Source organism: Candidatus Acidiferrales bacterium (assembly GCA_035934015.1).
Classification (GTDB): Bacteria; Acidobacteriota; Terriglobia; order Acidiferrales; family UBA7541; genus DAHUXN01.
In genome coordinates this window covers 347,698-366,791 of sequence record DASYYH010000011.1, presented here as the reverse complement: position 1 = coordinate 366,791, position 19,094 = coordinate 347,698, and the positions used below count along the sequence as shown (strand labels likewise).

Sequence of the window (19,094 nt, the reverse complement as noted above, 5' to 3'; positions counted from 1 at the left end):
TCACGCGGCCGAAATGCGGCCGGTTCGGAATGACAACCAAAGAGATTGGGGCTGCCAATGCGGATCAGCTTCCGTGTCTGATTCGCGCGTACTGAGATGGGCACCGGATCGGCGGCGATTCGGCGCTCATTCCGCACCGCAAGTTCTGATCTCGTCCAGTGAGCTTGGGACGACCCCAGAACTGGTATGATTCCTGCCCATGCGCGAACTGCGCAAGCCACCTTCGCCTTGGCTTTTCAGCCTACTGATCCTGCCTCTCGGTATCGTCGTGGTCGGCTTCAACTTCACAGCCTTTCCCTTGCTACTTGCGCAGGCTGGCGTCCCGGTGGATCGGATCGCCAGCATCAGTTCGATCATCAACCTGCCCGGAGTCATCGGCTTCCTCTTTGCCCCCATCGTGGACATCAAGTTCCGCCGCAGGACTTGGCTGGTGCTCGCGAGTTTTGGCACCGCCCTTTCTGCCTGCCTATATTTCCCGTTGATCGGCGCTTCGCATTTGATTCTGATGACTGCGCTCGTCCTCGCTGGCGGTCTCATCACTTTCTTAGTTGGGGCAGCTTGCGGCGGACTGATCGTGAAGACTCTATCGGAATCGGCTCAATCGAAAGCCGCGGGTTGGATGATGGCAGGGCAGTTAGGCGGAGGTGCGCTCGGCGCAGCCGTCATTCTCTGGCTTGCAGCGCGCGTGCCTGTAGCTACTGTCGGAGTATGTGTCGCGATTCTGGTCGCTCTGCCGGGACTTGTGGCCTTCACCATAGCTGAACCCTCGCCCCAGCCATCTGCATGGTTCCAAGGCCGCCTTCCTCAAATCGGCAAAGAGTTATGGGCGGTTGTCCGCTCCCCGGAGCGCCGATGGGGCACCCTTCTTCTCCTTGCACCAGGCGGAACGGGCGCTGCCCAGATCCTTCTGCCTGCGGTCGCCTCGCATTACGGGGTGGGCACATCCGGCGTGATGTGGATGAATGGCGTGGGTGGAGGAGCATTGCTCGCGTTGGGATCACTCGGTGGCGCTCTGATTCCCGGCAACTGGGATCGAAGATTTACTTACGCGGCAGCGGGACTGACGAACGCCCTTGCTGCATTCGTGCTCTTGGTGGCAAATCGGCCGTCCATCTATCTGGCTGGAACGGCGCTTTACTTGGTGACGCAAGGCTTGTGTTGGGCGCGAAGCACGGCGTTAGTCGTGGAGATTGTTGGAGTCGAAACCGGTGATGCCAGTACGCTGTATAGCGTGCTCAACGCGATTGTGACGATCCCTCTCCTCTACATGATCAGACTCGATGGTTTTGGCTTCGGCAGATTCGGAATGCACGGGCTGCTCTGGATTGATGCCGGAGCCAACCTGCTCGTGTTTGGAGTTGTTGCTGTGGTTTTCATGGCTTACGGTTTGAAATTGCGCCGAGTTGCAGATTCGCACGCCATGGCACGCGCAAGCACGATCCCATGAAACAATTGACAGCTGCAAACTAGCTAGAAGGTCTGGCGTGCTTCCGCGCCCGCCGAGTCCAAAAGATGAAACAGATGCTCTCGGCCGGGAAGGTAATTAGCTAATGTTGAGCGCTTTCTCTCTGCCGCTTACTGATCCGCATCTTTGAGGTAGAATGCCGGGCGAGGAAGGTTCCCGTGGACATCAAACACAGCCGTCGCAGCTTTTTGCAAAATGCAGCGGGATTAGGTGCGCTGACATTTTCTGGCGCTGGACGTTTCATGTCGGTCTTTGCGCAAACAGCGCCCGCCCCGAAGAGCGGTCTGATCGATGTACATCATCACTTCGTCCCGCCTTTCTATTTTGCTGAACATCCAGAAGGCACGGGTGTTGCGGGCGGCGGCCGAATTTATAGCTGGACTCCGGAGCAAGCACTAGCAGTGATGGACAAGCACGGAGTAGCGACGGCTGTTTTGTCTGTCACATCGAGTATTCTTTGGTTCGGTGACCGACAGGCGGCAACGGGCGCGGCGCGGCGAGCGAACGAATACGCCGCCGATGTGGTACGGAGCCACCGGGGGCGCTTCGGTCTGTTTGCCGCCCTCCCGCTTCCAGATACCGAGACGAGCCTTCGCGAAATCGACTACGCCTATAGCGTGCTTAAGGCGGACGGAATTCATCTAATCACCAGCTACGACGACAAGTGGTTGGGTCATCCCGAGTACCAGCCAGTTTTCGAGGAACTCAATCGGCGCAAATCCGTCGTTTTCGTGCATCCGACCATCTCCTCGTGCTGCCGCACATTGCTGCCGGATGTCTCTCCGTATATGTTCGAGATTCCCCAAGAGACCGCTCGTGCGGTCACGAATCTGCTGTTTACAGGTACATTTGCGAAGTTCCCCGATATTCGCTTCATCTTTACGCACGCGGGCGGAAACGTGCCGATGCTGCTCGGTCGTATGCACCAATACGCCACTAAAAACATCGCCGACAAAGCCCCCAACGGAATCGAATACGAACTTAAACGCCTCCATTACGACATCGCTGGTACTGCCTTTCGACCAGCTATTGCGGCACTCACCAGTCTCGTTCCCACGACACAGATTCTTTTTGGCAGCGACGATCCATTCGTACCCCTCGCCGAAACCGCTGAAGGCATGATGAAACTCGGCTTCTCCGAAGATGATCTCCGACTGATTGGGCGCGACAACGCGCTGACTCTGCTGCCACGGCTAAAGAACAGCTAAAGCGCACGGTCTGCAAGCCAGTTAGGATAGTATCCATCGCCCAGTCACAGTGGGTGGTTGCAACGCGAGAATTCTTACCCACAAATTTGCCCACAGAGAACGGTTCCTGCGGTCCTTTTCAGCGACTTCGCAGCCCCCACGAGAATATAGGTCGCTGACAATACGCTTACGCCTAGCCTGTCGCGTAAAGAAAACTTCGAGCGCCGCATCACCGGCTTTGGGTTTTACGTAGAAGCGGAACGCGGCATCTGATAATTTAGCGATGCCGAAATGAGCCACGCGAACAGAGTCACGATTTTCTCCTGCTTCTTGGTCATTTCGATTTTCATTTTCTTTCCGGCGACCGCGCACGACGCCCAAAAGAAAGCCGCGAAGTACGGATATCGCATCGTGCACACGTATTCGCACGATCCGGCGGCGTTCACGCAAGGATTGATCTATCTGGACGGATTTCTTTACGAGAGCACTGGATTGAACGGGAAATCTTCGGTGCGGAAGGTCGAGCTGAAAAGCGGAAAAGTCGTGCAGCAATATAATTTGCCGCAGAATTTATTCGGCGAAGGGCTGACGAATTGGGGAAATACGCTCGTGCAACTGACGTGGAAGGCGCACACGGGCTTTGTCTACGACCGCGCCAGTTTCCGCTTGCTGCGGACGTTTCAGTATCCATGGGAAGGCTGGGGGCTAACGCAAGACGGAACGAATCTGATTTTGAGCGATGGCAGTTCGACGCTTTATTTTCTAGACCCGCAGGATTTCCACGAGGTGAGGCACATTGATGTGACCGATGGGGGAGTGGAAGTCCACGACCTCAATGAACTGGAATACATTCACGGCGAGATTTATGCGAACGTGTGGCAGACGGATTACATCGCGATCATTTCGCCACAGGATGGGCACGTGACGGGGTGGATCGACCTGACGGGGCTGCTTCCGGAGAATGAGAGGGCAAATTCGGACGCGGTGCTGAACGGAATTGCGTACGATGCGAAGAGCGACCGGCTTTTCGTGACTGGAAAGCTCTGGCCGACGCTGTTTGAGATACAAATTGTGAGGAAGAAAGCGAGCCGGCGTTAGAGTGGAGCCATGCCGCGGCACGACGTGGGGTTGCACTGAAGGCATTTTTGCTCCGGGCCGCTCTTTGTTTAGCTTCCGACGAGTCCACGCGAGTTCCCAATCCCAGTCGAATCAGATGAATTCGATGAATTCAAGGACCAAGCCTTCCTGCAGGTTTTCTTCGGCGATCTGAGAGCAGTCGAGCCTATGCAAGGCTTTGGAATTAATGTCTCCTGAAGGTGAAAGTCTTTGCGTATGCGTAAGTTTCGCATGAGTTTTAGAACTTACCTAGCCGATTGATTAACCGCTTTCATTTCAAGGGCTTAGTAGTTTGGCAAAAAAATCGCGATATGCCGCAATTTTGGAACACGGATTGCGAGGTTGTCATGCAGGGTATTTTTAAATTTCGTGCGAGGTGCTTTCGATGAGGAAGTTTTTGTTCATGTTGGCTGCGGCGGCGGTTGCCGTCTCTCTGGGGGCGATGAGGTCAAGCGCCGACCCATTGCAGATACAGTGCACCAGTATAACGTGTGCGGCGGGCGGGATCCAGACGACGACGAGCTCATCGGGGACCTTCGACCTTATCATGTCAAATGGTAAGTACAACGGCGGGACGGCCTACATCGCGATCCTGACGCCTTCCAGCTCTGGCGCATGGCAGGGCACTCCTTGCACTAGCAAGGTAAAGACGGGATGCACCGTAGGCAACTTCTTGGGCTTCGTGGACAATCAGCACAACTATCCCTCGACGCAGTCATTCAGCCCGTCGTCTGGCGGATATAACATCGCCCTAGTGAGCCTGGGGACGGGGACCTTTACCGGCCCGCTGAGCTACAGCTACTCTTCGGTGGCGCAAGGGACGATTTTTATTGGATTCGACGTATCCGCCACTGGCAGCGTGCTGACGACTCCGTGGAGCGAGTCGCTGGCCGTTACGACGAGCACGTTCCCGACTCCGGAGCCTAGCTCATTAGCGCTCCTCGGGACCGGACTTCTCGGGCTCGGCTTCGTGGTTCGCCGCCGGCTTGGCCTTTAGAACTAGACAGATTTTTTTCAAGGAAGCCTGCTTGCGTAATTGCAAGCAGGCTTTTTTATTGCGCGCACATTTTTCGCGAGAAATTTTTTGATTTGAAGTTTTGTTTGCAAACTCTCCGTTGACAGCAGCGGGCGAGACGGCGATAATGATTTGTACGAGTTGCGCCTACCTTAGCCAGGAGGAATCGCGGAAGCCTTGGTAACGCGCCCGAAGTATGTGTTTGTAACGGGTGGCGTGGTTTCCTCTCTCGGCAAAGGAGTGGCGGCGGCCTCGATGGGCTGCCTGTTGGAATCGCGAGGCCTGAAAGTCACCCTCCAGAAGTGCGATCCCTACCTGAACGTTGATCCGGGAACGATGTCGCCCTATCAGCACGGCGAAGTGTACGTGACGGATGACGGCGCGGAGACGGACCTCGACCTGGGACACTACGAACGCTTCACAAATGCCAAACTGACGCGCGATCACAATTGGACAACGGGGAGAATCTACGAGTCGATTCTGGCGAAGGAGCGGCGCGGAGATTATCTGGGAAAAACCGTGCAGGTGATTCCGCACGTCACGGATGAAATTAAAGCGGCGTTTCGCAAAGTGGCGGACGACGTGGACGTGGTGATCGTGGAAATCGGCGGAACGGTGGGCGACATCGAGTCGCTGCCGTTTCTGGAAGCGATACGGCAGATGCGATTGGAGCTGGGGCCGGAGAATGCAATTTATGTGCACCTGACGCTGGTCCCGTTCATTCCGACGGCGGGCGAGCACAAAACGAAGCCGACGCAGCATAGCGTGAAGGAATTGCTGAGCATCGGAATCCAGCCGGATATTTTGCTGTGCCGCAGCGATCATCCAATTGCGCCGGAGCTGAAGGCGAAGATCGCGCTTTTCTGCAACGTGCCGGCTTCGAGCGTGATTTCCGCGCCGGATGTGCGGAATATTTACGAAGTGCCGATGTCGCTGGTGGCGGAAGGACTCGACGAACAGATTTTGCGGCTGCTGCATTTGCAGTCGGGGCCTCGGGATATGTCGAAGTGGCTGGCGATGCTGGAGCGGCTGGAGCATCCGGAAGGCGAAGTGCGGATCGGCGTGGTCGGAAAATATGTGCAGCTCGAAGATGCGTACAAGAGTTTGCGCGAGGCGCTGATGCACGGAGGATTGCCGCACCGCGCGCGCGTGACGATTGAATGGGTGGAGTCGAGCGAAATCGAGTCACTGGAGATGGCGGAGCAACGGCTGCGGCACATGGACGCGATTCTGGTGCCGGGAGGATTTGGAAAGCGCGGGATCGAAGGAATGATTTTTGCAATTCAGTATGCGCGCGAGAAGAAACTGCCATTTTTGGGGATTTGCCTGGGAATGCAATGCGCGACGATTGAATATGCGCGGCACGTTGCAGGGCTGACGAATGCAAATTCAACGGAGTTCGATGCGCAGACACCCTATCGCGTGATTTACAAACTGCGCGAACTGCTCGGCGTGGACGAAATGGGCGGGACGATGCGACTGGGCGCGTGGCCGTGCAAACTCGACGCGGATTCGTTTGCCGCGCGCGCGTATGGCGCGACGGAAATTTCCGAGCGGCACCGGCACCGCTACGAATTCAATCGCGACTATGAGCCGCAACTGAAGGCGGCGGGATTCAAAATCACGGGAAAGACGCCGGACGGAGTGTACGTCGAGATTATCGAGGCGCCGGACCATCCGTGGTTTTTAGGCTGCCAGTTCCATCCGGAGTTCAAATCGAAGCCACTCGCGCCGCATCCGCTGTTCGCGGCGTTTATTGGAGCGGCTGTCGAACATCGCAAGAAACGGAGCGCGCCGCAGCGAGCGGCCCACGTCCCTGCCACATCCGCGGACTAAGCTGCTATGTTCACCCGCATCGCGGCTGTCCTAATTGCGGCTCTCACCGTAGCAGCAATTTCGCTAGTGGCCGCCGGAAAAGAGACCGGGAAGCTTATTCTCGTTGGTGACCTTGGTCCATATGGTTTCCCGAATAAGCAAAGGATCGGCGGTGTCGCCGCTTATACGGAAGTACAGTTTCTCTCCGACAATCTTCTACTCGTCAGTGTCAATGATGGGAGTTCGGCTCCGATTCATCCGCTCAAGTATGACGAACCCCCGTCCAAGCTCCTATTATTTGACATTAAGCAGCAGAAGGTGGTCAGGACAGCATTGTACGCGGTCGAAAAGAGTCACAGCTCCGTGCAAGCGACTCAGGATGATCAGTTCGTGGTTCTCAATCGGCAGGGTTTGCATGTCTGCACGCCTCAGCTAATTTGCGGAACGCCATTCGCCACTTATGGCCCTGTTCGCGTGCTTCCTGGGGGAACGAGGTTGCTCGTTGGCGGCAACATGCGAAGCGAAACCGACTTGCTTGATGCATCGACGCTCCAAGTATTGAACCACCCTGCGCCGTCGAATCTCAAAGTGGATATTTTCAAGGGAGGGATTTTGTTCGACGGCCACGAATGGATAAATCACGACACGGTGGCCGAGATCGGAGAAGGTGATGTACGACAAGTGCCAATTCAGAGAGTGGGCGGCAGCGTTTTATATTCGATTCCGGTTACTGCTCAATATGAGACAACGGTGGTAGCTAATCGCTCTGGTGAGCGATTTTGTGCCGTCGAGGAGTCGTATACGCGATGGAACAGAATCGTGAATTTTTTGGATATTGACAGCAGCAGGCCGTACAATTTCGTTCGCGTGCGAGTCTTTGATACGGATTCGGGACAGCAATTATTTGAGATGCATTGGGACCCTCGACACTCCCCAACTGTTTTACCGCCAGCTCTTTCGCCAGACGGCCACGAACTCGCGTTGATTCGAGACGCCAAGGTAGAAGTCTTCGAGGTTAAGTAAGCGCACAACCGACAGAGGATGGATTTCCGCCAGCACGGGGTGTGCGTTAGGCGGAGCGGGCGACGGTGATTTGCGACGGGTCGACTTCGTAGCCTTCGTCGGAGACAGTCTGCCGCGCGGCGGCTTGAAGCGCGGCAGCATCGGCGTTGTTCGGCAACTTCACGTGGCGACGGAGAACCTCTTCGCCACTCGTAATGCGAACGAGCCACTGCGATTTTTGAGCATCCCAGGAAACATCGACGCGATCCGCACGCATGAGGCACCTCCGAAGGGCAATCTATAACCCCTTAATACGAAAAAAATGGCGAGGAATCAAGCTTCTTGCGGTTTGGCGCAGGCGGCAGGCGGTTGCGCGAGAGTTGAACGAGATGGACTGCTAGGAGTAATGCAGAGTTGCGGCGGCATCCACAACGGTGGAGCGCAAGGAAGCAAACCTGCTGGCGCCCATGCGAAAGCGTGCGCCGGGGATGGATTCGGCGTGTGCGGATTTCAAGGGCGCGAACTTGAGAAGATTGTGGAAACGTCCGGAACGATACGCCCAAACTACCAGAGCGACAAGCAAGACAAGAAGGAGAACCGTTCGGAGCAAATGCGAACTCCCACGGCGGGATGAAGCGAATTCGGTACGGCATTTTGGGCAAGAAAATGCGTGGTCCGGCAGCACGATCTTGCAGCGAGGACAGTGCATGAAAATACCTCGACTCAATTTTCACGGGGACGATTTTGCGGAGCAAGGACGGCGACGAAAGCTGTGCTGAGTGGATTAATTGGACGAAAGGACGGGAAGGTCAGGGAGATTGCGGTGTCGGATTGGAGGAGGATGAAGGATAGAAGCGGGGGAAGAGAAGGAAGACGAGTGCGATAACGAGGAAGACGAACCAACTGGCTTCTGGGCCGAGCATGCCACCGGTGAGCCAGTCGGGGCCGGTCCAGGAAGTTTGAAGGAGATGGCCGGGGGCAAACTCGCCGCCATTTTTTCCAGAAAACAAGAATATCGCACCCCAGTCGAAGGCGGCGTGGAAGCCGATGGCGAATTTGAGGGAGCCCGTGCGGCGAATCGTGAGGCAGCAGAAGAGGCTGAAAAGGGCGGTGCAGGCGAAATCTTCCCAGCGTTCGTAAGACTTGAAAAAATAATGAAGAGAACCAAAGCTGATGGCGATCAGGACAGCGGCAGGCCAAAAACGGATGCCATCCGCGAGAGTGCGGAGCAAGTAAGAGCGGAAAAGGAATTCTTCGGAGAAGCCGATAGCGAATGCCTGGATCAGCCACCAAAAAACAGCATGAACAAGCGGACGGCCGTGGATGGCCAGGCCGATAATGCGGTAGCCGTGAAAAACAGCGATGAGTCCTATCAAAAGCGAAACAGCCAGAAGGCCCCAGAGTGAACCTACCCAGAGCTGGCGGCCGAAAATATTGCGAGTTGGAATGTAATAGTCGCTGAGTGAGGCGTGTTCGATGCGAGCCAGAATGAGCGAGGCGACGAGGACAGAGATGAGATCGGAAGCCTGGACGACAAGGCTCCAGGCAGGGTCCAGGAAGGAATGATTGCCGGGGGTCGTGCTAGTGGGCGAAACATGAAGCGGCTGTTGGACAGCGTAGTAGAGAACGAATTCTATGCCGAAAACAATCGCGAGCCAAATGAGCAAGCGCCAGCCGGCACGGATTCCACGGTCGGTCAGGAAGATTCGGCGCAGAGACATGGCCCCGAGAGAGTATCTTTTTGTGCTCGCGGGAGTCAATGTTAGGGCATGATAGGCGTGGAAATGAGGCGATGAGCGAGAAGAGGCACAAATTTTCGGTAGGCAAGATTGCGATGGGAGCGGGCGCGCCCCTTTTCGTGATCGCGGGGCCGTGCGTCATCGAGAGTGAAAAGCACGCTATGACGATGGCGGAGCGGCTCGCGGCGGCAGCACGAAAACTGGATGTGCCGCTGATTTTCAAAGCGTCGTATGACAAAGCGAATCGATCGTCGGTGAATTCGTTTCGAGGGCCGGGGCTGAAGGAAGGGCTGCGGATTCTGGCGAAGGTGAAAGAGAAATTCGGGCTGCCGATCTTGGCGGATGTGCATGAGACATCGCAAGCAGGACCGGCGGCGGAAGTTTGCGACGTGATTCAGATTCCGGCGTTCTTGTGCCGACAGACGGATTTGCTGATCGCGGCGGGGGAAACGGGGCGAGCGGTGAACGTGAAGAAAGGACAGTTTGTGTCGCCGTGGGAGATGGGCAACGCGGTGGAAAAAATCGCGAGCACGGGGAACGAGAAAATCATTGTGACGGAGCGCGGAGCATCGTTTGGATATCAGAATCTGGTGGTGGACATGCGGTCGTTTCCGATTCTGCGCAAGCTAGGATTTCCGGTGGTTTTTGACGTGACGCATTCGGTACAGCTTCCGGGCGGGCAGGGCAAATCGAGCGGCGGGCAGCCGGAGTTCATCGAGCCGCTGGCGCGCGCGGGCGTGGCGGCGGGCGTGGACGGAATTTTTATGGAAGTGCACGACAATCCGGCAGAGGCGCTTTCGGACGGAGCGAACGCGCTGGCGCTGGAAAAATTCGAGCCGCTGGTGGAACGGGTGATGAAGATTTCGGCGATGGTGCGCGAATGGGAAAAGTAATGAAGATGTCGAAGGCTGCGAAGCCAGCGAAAGCACGCGGAAGTTTGGCGGCGGCGCAACGCGTGCTGCGAATCGAGGCGGAGGCGATTGCGGATTTGATTGCGCGGCTCGATGAACGATTCGAGCGCGCGGTGGAATTAATTTTCGCGTGCGGCGGGCGCGTGGTGGTGACGGGCCTCGGAAAATCGGGACTGATCGGACGGAAACTTTCGGCGACGCTGGCGAGTACGGGAACGCCTTCGATTTTTCTGCATGCGGCGGAGGCGTTGCACGGCGACCTGGGCATGATGACGCGCGAAGACGTCGTGCTGGCGATTTCGCAGAGCGGCGAGACAGAGGAGTTGCTCGCGCTGCTCGAACCGATCAAGCGGCTGGGGATTCGGCTGGTGACGATGACAGGGAACGGGCGTTCGACGCTGGCGGCGGCGAGCGACGTGACACTGGATATCGCGGTGAAAGAAGAAGCATGCTCGCTGAATCTGGCGCCGACGGCTTCGACGACAGCGGCGGTGGCGATGGGCGACGCGCTGGCGATTGCGCTGCTCGAGCGGCGCGAGTTCCGCGAAGAAGATTTTGCGGCGCTGCACCCGAAGGGAAGGCTGGGCGCGAAGCTGCGGCGCGTCGAGTCGGTGATGCATACGGGTGAGGCGATTCCGCGCGTGGGGCCGCAGGCGGCAATTCCGGATGTGATTTACGAAATCAGCCGCAAGAAATTGGGGCTCGCGGTGGTGACAGACGGCGGCGGGAAGCTACTCGGCGTTGTGACCGATGGAGATTTGCGGCGGCTGATGGAGAAGCGGAAGAAGGAAGCGTTGGATTTGACCGCAGCGGAATGTATGACGAAAACTCCGGTGACGCTCGAGGGCACGGAACTGGCGGCGAGCGCGCTACGGTTGATGGAAGAAAAGAAGATTACGGCGGTGATTGTGGTGGATGAGGCGAGGCGCGTCGAGGGTGTGGTGCACTTGCACGATTTGTGGACGTTGCAGTTGTTCTAGATGCCGACCAAAATGCAACTGCAGATTCCCGCCACAGCGGGCAAGCCTACTCGGATGCTGGTCGCATTTTCATCGGAATGACAACGTAGATTCCAATGGCGAGAAAGAAAAGGTCGGCGGGAGTGAAGCGGCGAGCGAAGAAGATTCGCCTGCTGCTGATGGACGTGGATGGCGTGCTGACGAAGGGAAATGTGTGCTTGCAGGCTTTTCCGGATGGCAGCGTTGCGGAGATGAAAGTTTTCCATTCGCACGATGGAGCAGGGCTGAAGCTGGCGTCGATTGTGGGATTGCGGAGCGGCGTGATTACCGGGCGGAATACGCCGGCCGTGAGTCAGCGAGCGCGCGAAGCGGGAATTGAATTCGTTTATCAGGGGCAGGCGAAAAAGACGGCAGCATACGAGGAGATTTTGCGGCGCGCAGGAGTGAAGGACGAGGAAGTCGCATACGTAGGAGACGATTTGCCGGATTTGCCGCTGCTCGCGCGCGCGGGGCTGGCGGTTGCCGTGGCGAATGCGACAGCCGAGGTAAAGTACACGGCGCATTACGTCACGCGAGCGAAAGGCGGAGAAGGCGCGGTGCGCGAAGTGGTCGAGCTGATTTTGAAAGCGCAAGGGAAGTGGGAAGCGGCGATTCCGAAGGCGCTGGCGTAGGTTGCCGACGTGAATCTCAAGAACAAAGTCGCGGTAGTGACCGGCTCGGGCGGCGAAGGTTCGGGCCGCACGGAAGCGCGCCGACTGGCTGCGGAAGGCTGCCACGTTGTCGTGTCCGATATAGATGAAACGGGCGGCATGGAAACTGTACGGCGGGTTGAAGCAGCAGGAGGGCGTGCAAAGTTTTGCCGGTGCGATGTGAACGTGAGGGGCAACATGCAGGCGCTGATGGCATTCGCCGAGAAGGAGTTCGGAGGAGTGGACATCTTGATTAACAACGCCTCAGGTGTGCCGTACCATCCGGAAGCACCCATCGAACAATGGTATGAGACGATTCACGGTGACCTAATCTCGGCGATTTACGGCTTGGAATTTGGCGTGCCGGCGATGCGCAAACGCGGAGGTGGTGTGATTGTCAACGTCAGCTCAACCTCGGCGCTAAGCCACGGCAAGGATCATTCGCCCGCACCGGCTTATGACACCGCGAAGGCCGGAGTACTCCGCCTGACAACCACTCTCGCTGGATTGAGCAGGACGGAAAACATCCGCGTGAATTGCCTCGTCCCTGCATGGATCGCGACGCCCGAAGTGAAAACTTACTGGGAGGCATTGACGCCAAAGGAGAGACGCGATCCGCGAATTCCAGCGTCGCTTTTGAGCCTCGAGGAAGTTGCGCAAGCAGTGGTCGATTTGATCACCGACGACTTGCTGGCTGGCCGAGTGCTCGTCCTACGAAATGGCGAAGCCCCAGCGCTGATTCCAGAGGCAGACCCGGGATATGCGAGTCTCAAGGTTTATGAGCGGCGGCAGTAGCATCCTTCTAGTGTAGGTATCGGTCGGCGGTGCGGAGGGCGAGAGCGGCGAGGTCGAGATCGGTGCGATTGGCGAGAATGATGATGGTGAGATTGTTTTCGGTGAAGCGCTCGATGACGGTGTTGAAGCCGATGGAACTGCCGTAGTGCCACATGCGCGCGTAACCGCGATAAGGATCGAGGAACCAACCGAAGCCGTAAGCGAAAGGTTTGCCGGCGGCGGCTTTGGGCAAATCGTCGACGGCGGAAGGCAAAACGGCGGCGGAATTTTCGGGAGTGATGGCGGGCTGAAATTCGGCGGCGCTGAGCAGAGTTTGATTGCGAAGCGCGTCATCCCATTTGGCGAGATCGTCGAGAGAGGTATAGATGCCGCCGTCGCCGAGAGTGGCGGAAGTCGGGCTTTGATCGGTTTCAAGCCAGATGCCAGAATCTTTGGTGTAGCCGTAGGCGCGATTGGCAACGATATCTTTGCCGTAGACGTGCGCGACGGTATGGTCCATTCCGAGCGGCGCGAAAATCCGCTGGCGCAGAAAATCGGCATAAGGCATGCCTGAGATTTTCTCGATGACCATCGCAAGAACGCAATAGCCGCTGTTGCTGTACTCCCACTGTGTGCCGGGAGGGAATTTCGTTCCCGTTTGCTGTTCCATGAGCGCGAGAACGCCCGCGTCCGAGATCTGCGGAATTTCCTGCCAGGACTTTCCGGCGTACTGCCTGTCCATCAAATCTTCATAGGCGACGAGGCCCGAGGTGTGATTGAGCAAATTGCGAATGGTGATGGTGCGGCCGTAGGCGGGGAATTCGGGGAAAATATCGGTGAGATGATCGTCGTAATGCAATTTGCCGTCATGAACGAGGAGCATGATGGCCATGGCGGTGAATTGCTTAGTGAACGAGGCGAGACGGAAATTTGTGCGCGAGTCGATGGGTTGGGCTGAGCGCAGATCGCGCATGCCATAACCGCGCTCGAAAATTGTGCGCCCATCTTTGCGGACTAGTACGGCGAGGCCGGGTTCCTGCGGAGAGACAAGACTGGAAAAAATTGCGCCGATTTGGTCAGAGGACTGAGACGAGCTTGGCTGCGGGGAGTGTGCGCGTGCCGATACGGAAAAGAAGGCGAAGGCGAAAAACAGTAAAATCTTTCCGAGATGAAACACTATTCGACGCATTCGAGCGCGAACTCCCGTAGAGATGATGCAGAAAGAATGTGCCTGAAAAAGGAAGGCGGTTCCAGTCAAAAAAGGTCTAACTTGTGGGGAGAGGCTCAAGAAAGTTCGAAGGAGAGCGGGTCTGTTTGAATTCTGATTGCTTGCATCACGATCAGAAGAATTCGGATTGAGTCGCCATCGTTCAAAGAAATCGCTTTGCGGGGGCGCGTGGTTGTGGTAGAGTAGGGTTGCGTTTGTTGATCTTGTAAAACCTTTGGATTCGATGAAAGGGGCTGCGAGTTACAAACTCGCGGCCTTTTTTGATTTACGGCTGGAGGCGTTCGAGACGCAAATAGCTTAAAAAAGAAGAGGAAATACAAAGTGTCTAAAGAACAAGGAACGGTGAAGTGGTTCAATGCGAGCAAGGGGTTCGGGTTCATCCAGCGCCAGTCGGGCGAAGATGTTTTCGTCCACTTCTCGGCGATTCAATCCGAGGGATATAAGTCGCTGAACGAAGGACAGGCGGTCGAATTCGACGTCGTGTCCGGGCCGAAGGGCTTGCAAGCGGCGAACGTCACCAGCCTATAATTTGTGACGAAAGAAAATGGGAGCCTGTGGCCACGGGCTCCCATTTTTTATTTGTAGCGCATTTGCCGAGGCTCAGAGCGAGCATAGCGCACAATCTCTATTCCAGTTCCTCCCCTCCGTCTCAGTGACTTCGCTGCGCAGAATTATTTTCCTGTGCTCCTGAAGCTCCGGACAAATGCGATGACGTTGACGACGTCTGTGTGCGAGAGGCGCTTCACGGGCGGCATGCGGCCGTTCCCTTCGACAATGATTCTCCTGAGATCGGCGTCGGATTTTGCCTGGACGTCCCCTTCGGTGAGCGAACCCATCGAAGTGCGGTAGACCTTTTCAGCGGTGAACCGCGGCTTGCGAAAAATCGGCAAAGCCGACGCGGACGACCGTCCCTCCACGCAGACCGCGGAATCCCTGTGCGGCTTGAGGCGCGGAAGGATCTGGCGGCGGAGGCGGAGTGGATTCGGTCCACACGCCATAAATTTTATCGTTGAAAGCGGTGAGCCAAGTGTAGTCGCCGAGGAAAGATTGAAAGCCCTCGAACGGATCGGCGGACCAGGCATAATTCGTGAAGGTCTTCGCGCCGTCGATGGAACGAGCGAGAGTGAAGCACGTCTTGCGGTTTGCAGAATCGTCACGGCGGTCGTAAAACTGGACGTAGACGTCGCCGGTAATTGGATCGGTGGCGAGGAATTGGAAGAACTGGTCTTTGCCATCGTGAATCGGATCGGTATTGACGCGCATGGCTGGAGACCATGTGCGGCCACGATTTTTTGAGGACGAGATGAACACGTCGACATCGCCATTTCGGAAATCGCTCCACGTGACGTACAAATTTCCGCCAGATTTACCTGGCCGGGCATCGACGGCGATTTGCGGAAAGCCCATCGCGCGAGCAACGCCGGGGATACCGGTTGCTCCGCCGAAATAAGGAGCGGCGACATCGATGATCGAGCGCGAAGGAGCGAACGTTTTTCCGCCGTCGTGCGAAGTGGTGAAGGCAATCGTGAGGCCGTCGTTCCAGATAGCGTAAATGGCGCCGTCGGCGCCGACGACGCCGAGGAAACTGACCAAAGCGCCGTTGTCGTCGCGCGGCAGACCGGCGTGGGTGCTAATGCGCATAGGAGCAGAGAAAGTCTTGCCGCCATCCGTGGAACGAGCGAAAAGAATGATGGATTGATTGAGCTGCCATTCGATCCAGCCGATGTAGAGATTTCCTGCGTAGGGACTATGAAGATTGTTGTCGGCAAAGATGCGCGGCATGTCTTCCATGAGCGACTGCGTGCCATCGGTAGCTTTCACGGTGGCGGCGTCTTTTTCCCACGTTTTGCCGCCGTCGAGAGAGCGGCGAACAAAGATTCCGTTATGGCCTGCGCCATAGGCCCAATAGGACGCCGCGCCGAGATGATCGTAATGAAGGCTCGACAGGAAAACGTGGCCTTTGTTGTCGAACGTCACAGAAACATCTCCGCCACCTCTCCAGCCGAGAACGGGCGGGAGATCCGCAAGGGTGAACGTCTGTGCTCCATCGGTGGAGTAAGCGACTGATGCCGGCTGATAGACGGCAACAACCTGGCTTGGGTCGTTTGGATTTACAGCGATGGAAGGCTCGCTGGCATGGACAGCGGGAGGAGAAATATTGACGATGTGCGCGCCGGGAGCGCGCGGGAGCGACGTCTGCGCGCGGAGGGCTTGCGCGGGAAATACGGTAAAAGCGAGGATAGCGAAAAACAAGCCACGAAGATTTGTTCTGGGCATGTGACCACCTTTGGCATTTCGCGGGACGGCGACGCCGGATCGTTCGGTGCGGCGCAAGTGTATCACCCTGAAGAAAGCGATTTGGCCGGAATCATTGGAGCGGGAGAAGGGAATCGAACCCTCATCTCAAGCTTGGGAAGCTCGCGTTCTGCCACTGAACCACTCCCGCCCAAAAGGCAGACACGAAAGGATAGCATCGCACGGAGACAGTCTCAAGCGTTCGGCGTTGTGGATGAAAAAAAGTCTTAACGATCGATGGGGAAGCCGGACAATGAAGAACCCCAACGCAGGAAGATGAACGCCTGCCCGCTCAGCGCGCGGCCACTGCAGCGATGCGACGGTCGAGTACCGCGAGCGCGAACTTAGAGCAGAGGTCCGATTCGCGTTCACGCCACTGGCACACGGAGGAAGCAAACAGGCAGGCCAATCCGCCGATCACGTTCACAACGCTGAAATACGAGCGCACGATGCGCAGGTCCCATTTGTCGTCGCCGGGATTCGGTGCGAGGCGCACAAGATTGAGGAGGCGATGAAACTCCTGGCCACGAATCTCGGAAGCCTGAGCGCCAACAAGGTTCATAGTAGCCGGCGCGATTTCCGCCATGGCATAGGAGGCCAGGATTGAACGCGCATAGGACATGAAAAACTGCACCAGAGCCATGCCCGAGAGCATAAGAATCGCAACAGGGATCATTTAGGTTGAATAGCCGCAAGGCGAGAAGGCGCAGTGCGAGCTCCCTCGGTGAGCTTGCTCAACGAATACGGCCGGGCGATGTGGTTATGCCTAATCATGGCTTTGCGTTCCGCCGCGGTGCAGATCAAATACCTGCTCCGCGTGCGCAATGCATGTAAGTGCACCCAAATAGCCAAAGGGAAAGGCAGAAAATATTGCGCCGAGGCCTTTGAGTACTATGAAAAAGTGACACACTGGGGGCCGTAAGTTTTTTAGGCTCATTGACAAAAAGCGATTTTCAATTGGGAGCAGTACCTTGCGCTTGCAAGTCCCGATGCAGGGAAGTGCCTCGATACGAAACGCGTGTTCCAGCGCGGGTCAAGATGGGCTAGATGATCGGCCTTCACGCGCGACAGTTCTTCGGCTAGGAGTTGCGAGGCTTGTCGCCCGGGCCGTGGCGATGCGTGCGTGGGTGAGCCAAACCTTCGTGATGGGTATCCGGATGGATCAAACCCGGCGTTGCACTCAATGCGGATGGGTTCGACGTGTGTGCGTAGTTTTGGGCATTGACCTGTGGTGCCACAGTAAGCGGAGCGGCAGATTGCATCGTGGATGGGAGCGGCGCCACGACGTTCGATGGATGGCTGAGATATAGCTTCTGAAGATCCGCAGGGGTCATGGAGCCTTCGCGGATTCTGACCGCAGTGAATTGACCGTTTTTTCCTGCTTTGATAATGGCCCAGACCGTATCGCCGGCTTTAAGATCCTTCTCAGCGAGCTTCTGACCCTTGCCGCCGACATATTCAGAAAGACTCGTCGTGCCGGCAACCAGCGTCAACTGAGTGGGGGCCATCAAGACGATCTCGTGTTTCGGCAGATTGACCGATGAAATTATGAAGAACTGCTCACCGCGCGCATTCTTCGGATTCTGGGGAGCCTGAGCGCGCGCTGGAAGAGCAACCGCGAGCGCGAGAACCGGCAGCAAAAATCGCAAGAGAGAATCGGAAATACGAATAGCTTTATTCATAGCGAAGAGCCTCGATTGGGTCTAGTTGTGCAGCGCGGCGCGCTGGGTAATACCCGAAGAAAATTCCCACGAATGCAGAAAAGACGACGGCAATAACAATGGACGCCGGAGAAACGTGCGTGGGCCAGTGAAACATGTCAGAGACGGCAACGGAACCGAAAATGCCGGCGACAATCCCCACAAGCCCGCCCATAGAACTCAATACCATAGCTTCACTGAGAAACTGGCGCTGCACGTCGGACTCCGTGGCGCCAACAGCCATGCGAACTCCAATTTCGCGCGTACGTTCGGTGACGCTGACGAGCATGATGTTCATGATACCGATGCCGCCGACGAGGAGCGAAACGGAAGCGATGCTGGCAAGGAGAATGGTCATGACGTCACTCGCATGCGTCTGCGCGGCGGTAAAATCCGTGGGGCTGCGGATGATGAAGTCGTTGTCTTCATTCGGCCGCAAATGGTGGCGCTGGCGAAGAAGCGCAGAGATCTGATCTTCCGCGGGCTGGATGTCGGCCGCAGAGTCGGCTGAGAGCATCATAAACTGAATCCAACTAATCCCTGAAAGCTTCTTCTGCACAGTGGTATACGGGGCAAGAATCGTGTCGTCTTCATCGCCGCCAAATGGCGAACTGCCCTTTGCCGCGAGGACGCCGACCACTTGAAAGGGAAGACTTGAGATGCGGATCGTTTTTCCCACGGGATCTTCGCTTGGGGAGAAGAGGTTCTTCACGACCGTCTGGCCGAGGAGGCAGACGTTGGATGCCGCGTCAACATCGCGCTGGGAAAAAGCGCCACCTGCGGACAAAGCCCAATGACGAATCTTAAGATAATCGGGGCTGATGCCGCTGACGTGCGTGGACCAGTTATTATTTCCGTACACGATCTGGCCGCTGTAGCCGACGCTTGGTGAAAACCACTTGATGAAGGGAACTTCAGCGAGGATGGCCTGGCCGTCAGCCACAGTCAGAGTTTTTGTGGCTTGGCCTCCCATGTGGACGCCGCCTTTGTTCACGCTGCCAGCGGATATGAAAACCATATTCTCGCCGAGACTTTCGATCTGCGACTGGACCTGGTCGGAAGCGCCCTCTCCGATGGCGACGGTGCAAATCACCGCACCCACGCCAATGATGATGCCGAGCATGGTGAGCACGGTGCGCATTTTGTTGCGAGCCAGCGCCCTGAGAGCGACGCGAACGATTTCGCCAGCTTCCACGGTT

At 56.7% G+C, this 19,094-nt stretch carries 19 protein-coding genes and 1 tRNA gene; 11 read left to right on the top strand and 9 right to left on the bottom strand.

Annotated elements, in window-relative coordinates:
* Nucleotides 1-199: 199 nt before the first annotated feature.
* The 6 genes from VGR81_06690 (at nucleotide 200) to VGR81_06665 (ending at nucleotide 7,621) form a co-directional block, all read left to right on the top strand.
* On the top strand, nucleotides 200-1,447 hold the full coding sequence (locus VGR81_06690; GenBank protein HEV2288624.1) for an MFS transporter: 1,248 nt from the start codon (nucleotides 200-202) through the stop codon (nucleotides 1,445-1,447).
* Between the two features lie 176 nt (nucleotides 1,448-1,623).
* Complete coding sequence (locus VGR81_06685) at nucleotides 1,624-2,673, top strand: amidohydrolase family protein (GenBank protein HEV2288623.1); 1,050 nt, start codon at nucleotides 1,624-1,626, stop codon at nucleotides 2,671-2,673.
* Between the two features lie 270 nt (nucleotides 2,674-2,943).
* The gene (locus tag VGR81_06680) at nucleotides 2,944-3,750 is read left to right on the top strand and encodes a glutaminyl-peptide cyclotransferase (protein HEV2288622.1); all 807 of its coding nucleotides are present in this window, start codon (nucleotides 2,944-2,946) and stop codon (nucleotides 3,748-3,750) included.
* 403 nt (nucleotides 3,751-4,153) lie between these two features.
* On the top strand, nucleotides 4,154-4,765 hold the full coding sequence (locus VGR81_06675; GenBank protein HEV2288621.1) for a PEP-CTERM sorting domain-containing protein: 612 nt from the start codon (nucleotides 4,154-4,156) through the stop codon (nucleotides 4,763-4,765).
* Between the two features lie 195 nt (nucleotides 4,766-4,960).
* Nucleotides 4,961-6,619, top strand: coding sequence for a CTP synthase (locus tag VGR81_06670; protein HEV2288620.1), 1,659 nt, complete (start codon nucleotides 4,961-4,963; stop codon nucleotides 6,617-6,619).
* A 6-nt stretch (nucleotides 6,620-6,625) separates the two neighbouring features.
* Entirely contained in the window at nucleotides 6,626-7,621 is a 996-nt protein-coding gene (locus tag VGR81_06665; GenBank protein ID HEV2288619.1) for a hypothetical protein, read from the top strand.
* 46 nt (nucleotides 7,622-7,667) lie between these two features.
* On the opposite strand, the gene VGR81_06660 is transcribed toward VGR81_06665, so the two are convergent.
* The 3 genes from VGR81_06660 to VGR81_06650 all read right to left on the bottom strand — a co-directional run bounded on the left by VGR81_06660 (nucleotide 7,668) and on the right by VGR81_06650 (nucleotide 9,321).
* Entirely contained in the window at nucleotides 7,668-7,877 is a 210-nt protein-coding gene (locus VGR81_06660) for a hypothetical protein (GenBank protein HEV2288618.1), read from the bottom strand.
* Between the two features lie 120 nt (nucleotides 7,878-7,997).
* Entirely contained in the window at nucleotides 7,998-8,210 is a 213-nt protein-coding gene (locus VGR81_06655; GenBank protein HEV2288617.1) for a hypothetical protein, read from the bottom strand.
* Between the two features lie 199 nt (nucleotides 8,211-8,409).
* On the bottom strand, nucleotides 8,410-9,321 hold the full coding sequence (locus tag VGR81_06650; GenBank protein HEV2288616.1) for a CPBP family intramembrane glutamic endopeptidase: 912 nt from the start codon (nucleotides 9,319-9,321) through the stop codon (nucleotides 8,410-8,412).
* A gap of 71 nt (nucleotides 9,322-9,392) precedes the next feature.
* Here VGR81_06650 and kdsA point away from each other — a divergent pair, with 71 nt between their 5' ends.
* The 4 genes from kdsA (at nucleotide 9,393) to VGR81_06630 (ending at nucleotide 12,693) form a co-directional block, all read left to right on the top strand.
* Entirely contained in the window at nucleotides 9,393-10,232 is an 840-nt protein-coding gene (gene kdsA / locus VGR81_06645; GenBank protein ID HEV2288615.1) for a 3-deoxy-8-phosphooctulonate synthase, read from the top strand.
* A complete protein-coding gene (locus VGR81_06640) occupies nucleotides 10,232-11,230 on the top strand; it encodes a KpsF/GutQ family sugar-phosphate isomerase (protein ID HEV2288614.1) in 999 nt (332 codons plus the stop codon). The genes kdsA and VGR81_06640 overlap by 1 nt, the downstream gene beginning before the upstream one ends.
* Nucleotides 11,231-11,325: 95 nt before the next feature.
* Nucleotides 11,326-11,880, top strand: a complete 555-nt coding sequence (locus VGR81_06635) for an HAD hydrolase family protein (protein ID HEV2288613.1) — start codon at nucleotides 11,326-11,328, stop codon at nucleotides 11,878-11,880.
* A gap of 9 nt (nucleotides 11,881-11,889) precedes the next feature.
* A complete protein-coding gene (locus VGR81_06630; GenBank protein HEV2288612.1) occupies nucleotides 11,890-12,693 on the top strand; it encodes an SDR family oxidoreductase in 804 nt (267 codons plus the stop codon).
* 7 nt (nucleotides 12,694-12,700) lie between these two features.
* Here the strand turns inward: VGR81_06630 and VGR81_06625 are convergent, their stop codons facing one another.
* A complete protein-coding gene (locus tag VGR81_06625) occupies nucleotides 12,701-13,861 on the bottom strand; it encodes a serine hydrolase domain-containing protein (GenBank protein HEV2288611.1) in 1,161 nt (386 codons plus the stop codon).
* Nucleotides 13,862-14,221: 360 nt separating this feature from the next.
* Here VGR81_06625 and VGR81_06620 point away from each other — a divergent pair, with 360 nt between their 5' ends.
* On the top strand, nucleotides 14,222-14,428 hold the full coding sequence (locus VGR81_06620) for a cold-shock protein (protein ID HEV2288610.1): 207 nt from the start codon (nucleotides 14,222-14,224) through the stop codon (nucleotides 14,426-14,428).
* A 327-nt stretch (nucleotides 14,429-14,755) separates the two neighbouring features.
* Here VGR81_06620 and VGR81_06615 read toward each other — a convergent pair whose 3' ends face one another.
* From VGR81_06615 to VGR81_06595, 5 genes are all read right to left on the bottom strand, one after another.
* A complete protein-coding gene (locus VGR81_06615; protein HEV2288609.1) occupies nucleotides 14,756-16,177 on the bottom strand; it encodes a sialidase family protein in 1,422 nt (473 codons plus the stop codon).
* 95 nt (nucleotides 16,178-16,272) lie between these two features.
* Nucleotides 16,273-16,346, bottom strand: a tRNA-Gly gene (locus tag VGR81_06610).
* 141 nt (nucleotides 16,347-16,487) lie between these two features.
* Nucleotides 16,488-16,871 (bottom strand): hypothetical protein, encoded by a 384-nt coding sequence (locus VGR81_06605; GenBank protein HEV2288608.1) that lies wholly within the window; start codon nucleotides 16,869-16,871, stop codon nucleotides 16,488-16,490.
* Between the two features lie 403 nt (nucleotides 16,872-17,274).
* Nucleotides 17,275-17,877, bottom strand: a complete 603-nt coding sequence (locus VGR81_06600; protein ID HEV2288607.1) for a hypothetical protein — start codon at nucleotides 17,875-17,877, stop codon at nucleotides 17,275-17,277.
* Nucleotides 17,870-19,090, bottom strand: coding sequence for an ABC transporter permease (locus tag VGR81_06595; protein HEV2288606.1), 1,221 nt, complete (start codon nucleotides 19,088-19,090; stop codon nucleotides 17,870-17,872). The genes VGR81_06600 and VGR81_06595 overlap by 8 nt, the downstream gene beginning before the upstream one ends.
* Between the last annotated feature and the right edge of the window lie 4 nt (nucleotides 19,091-19,094).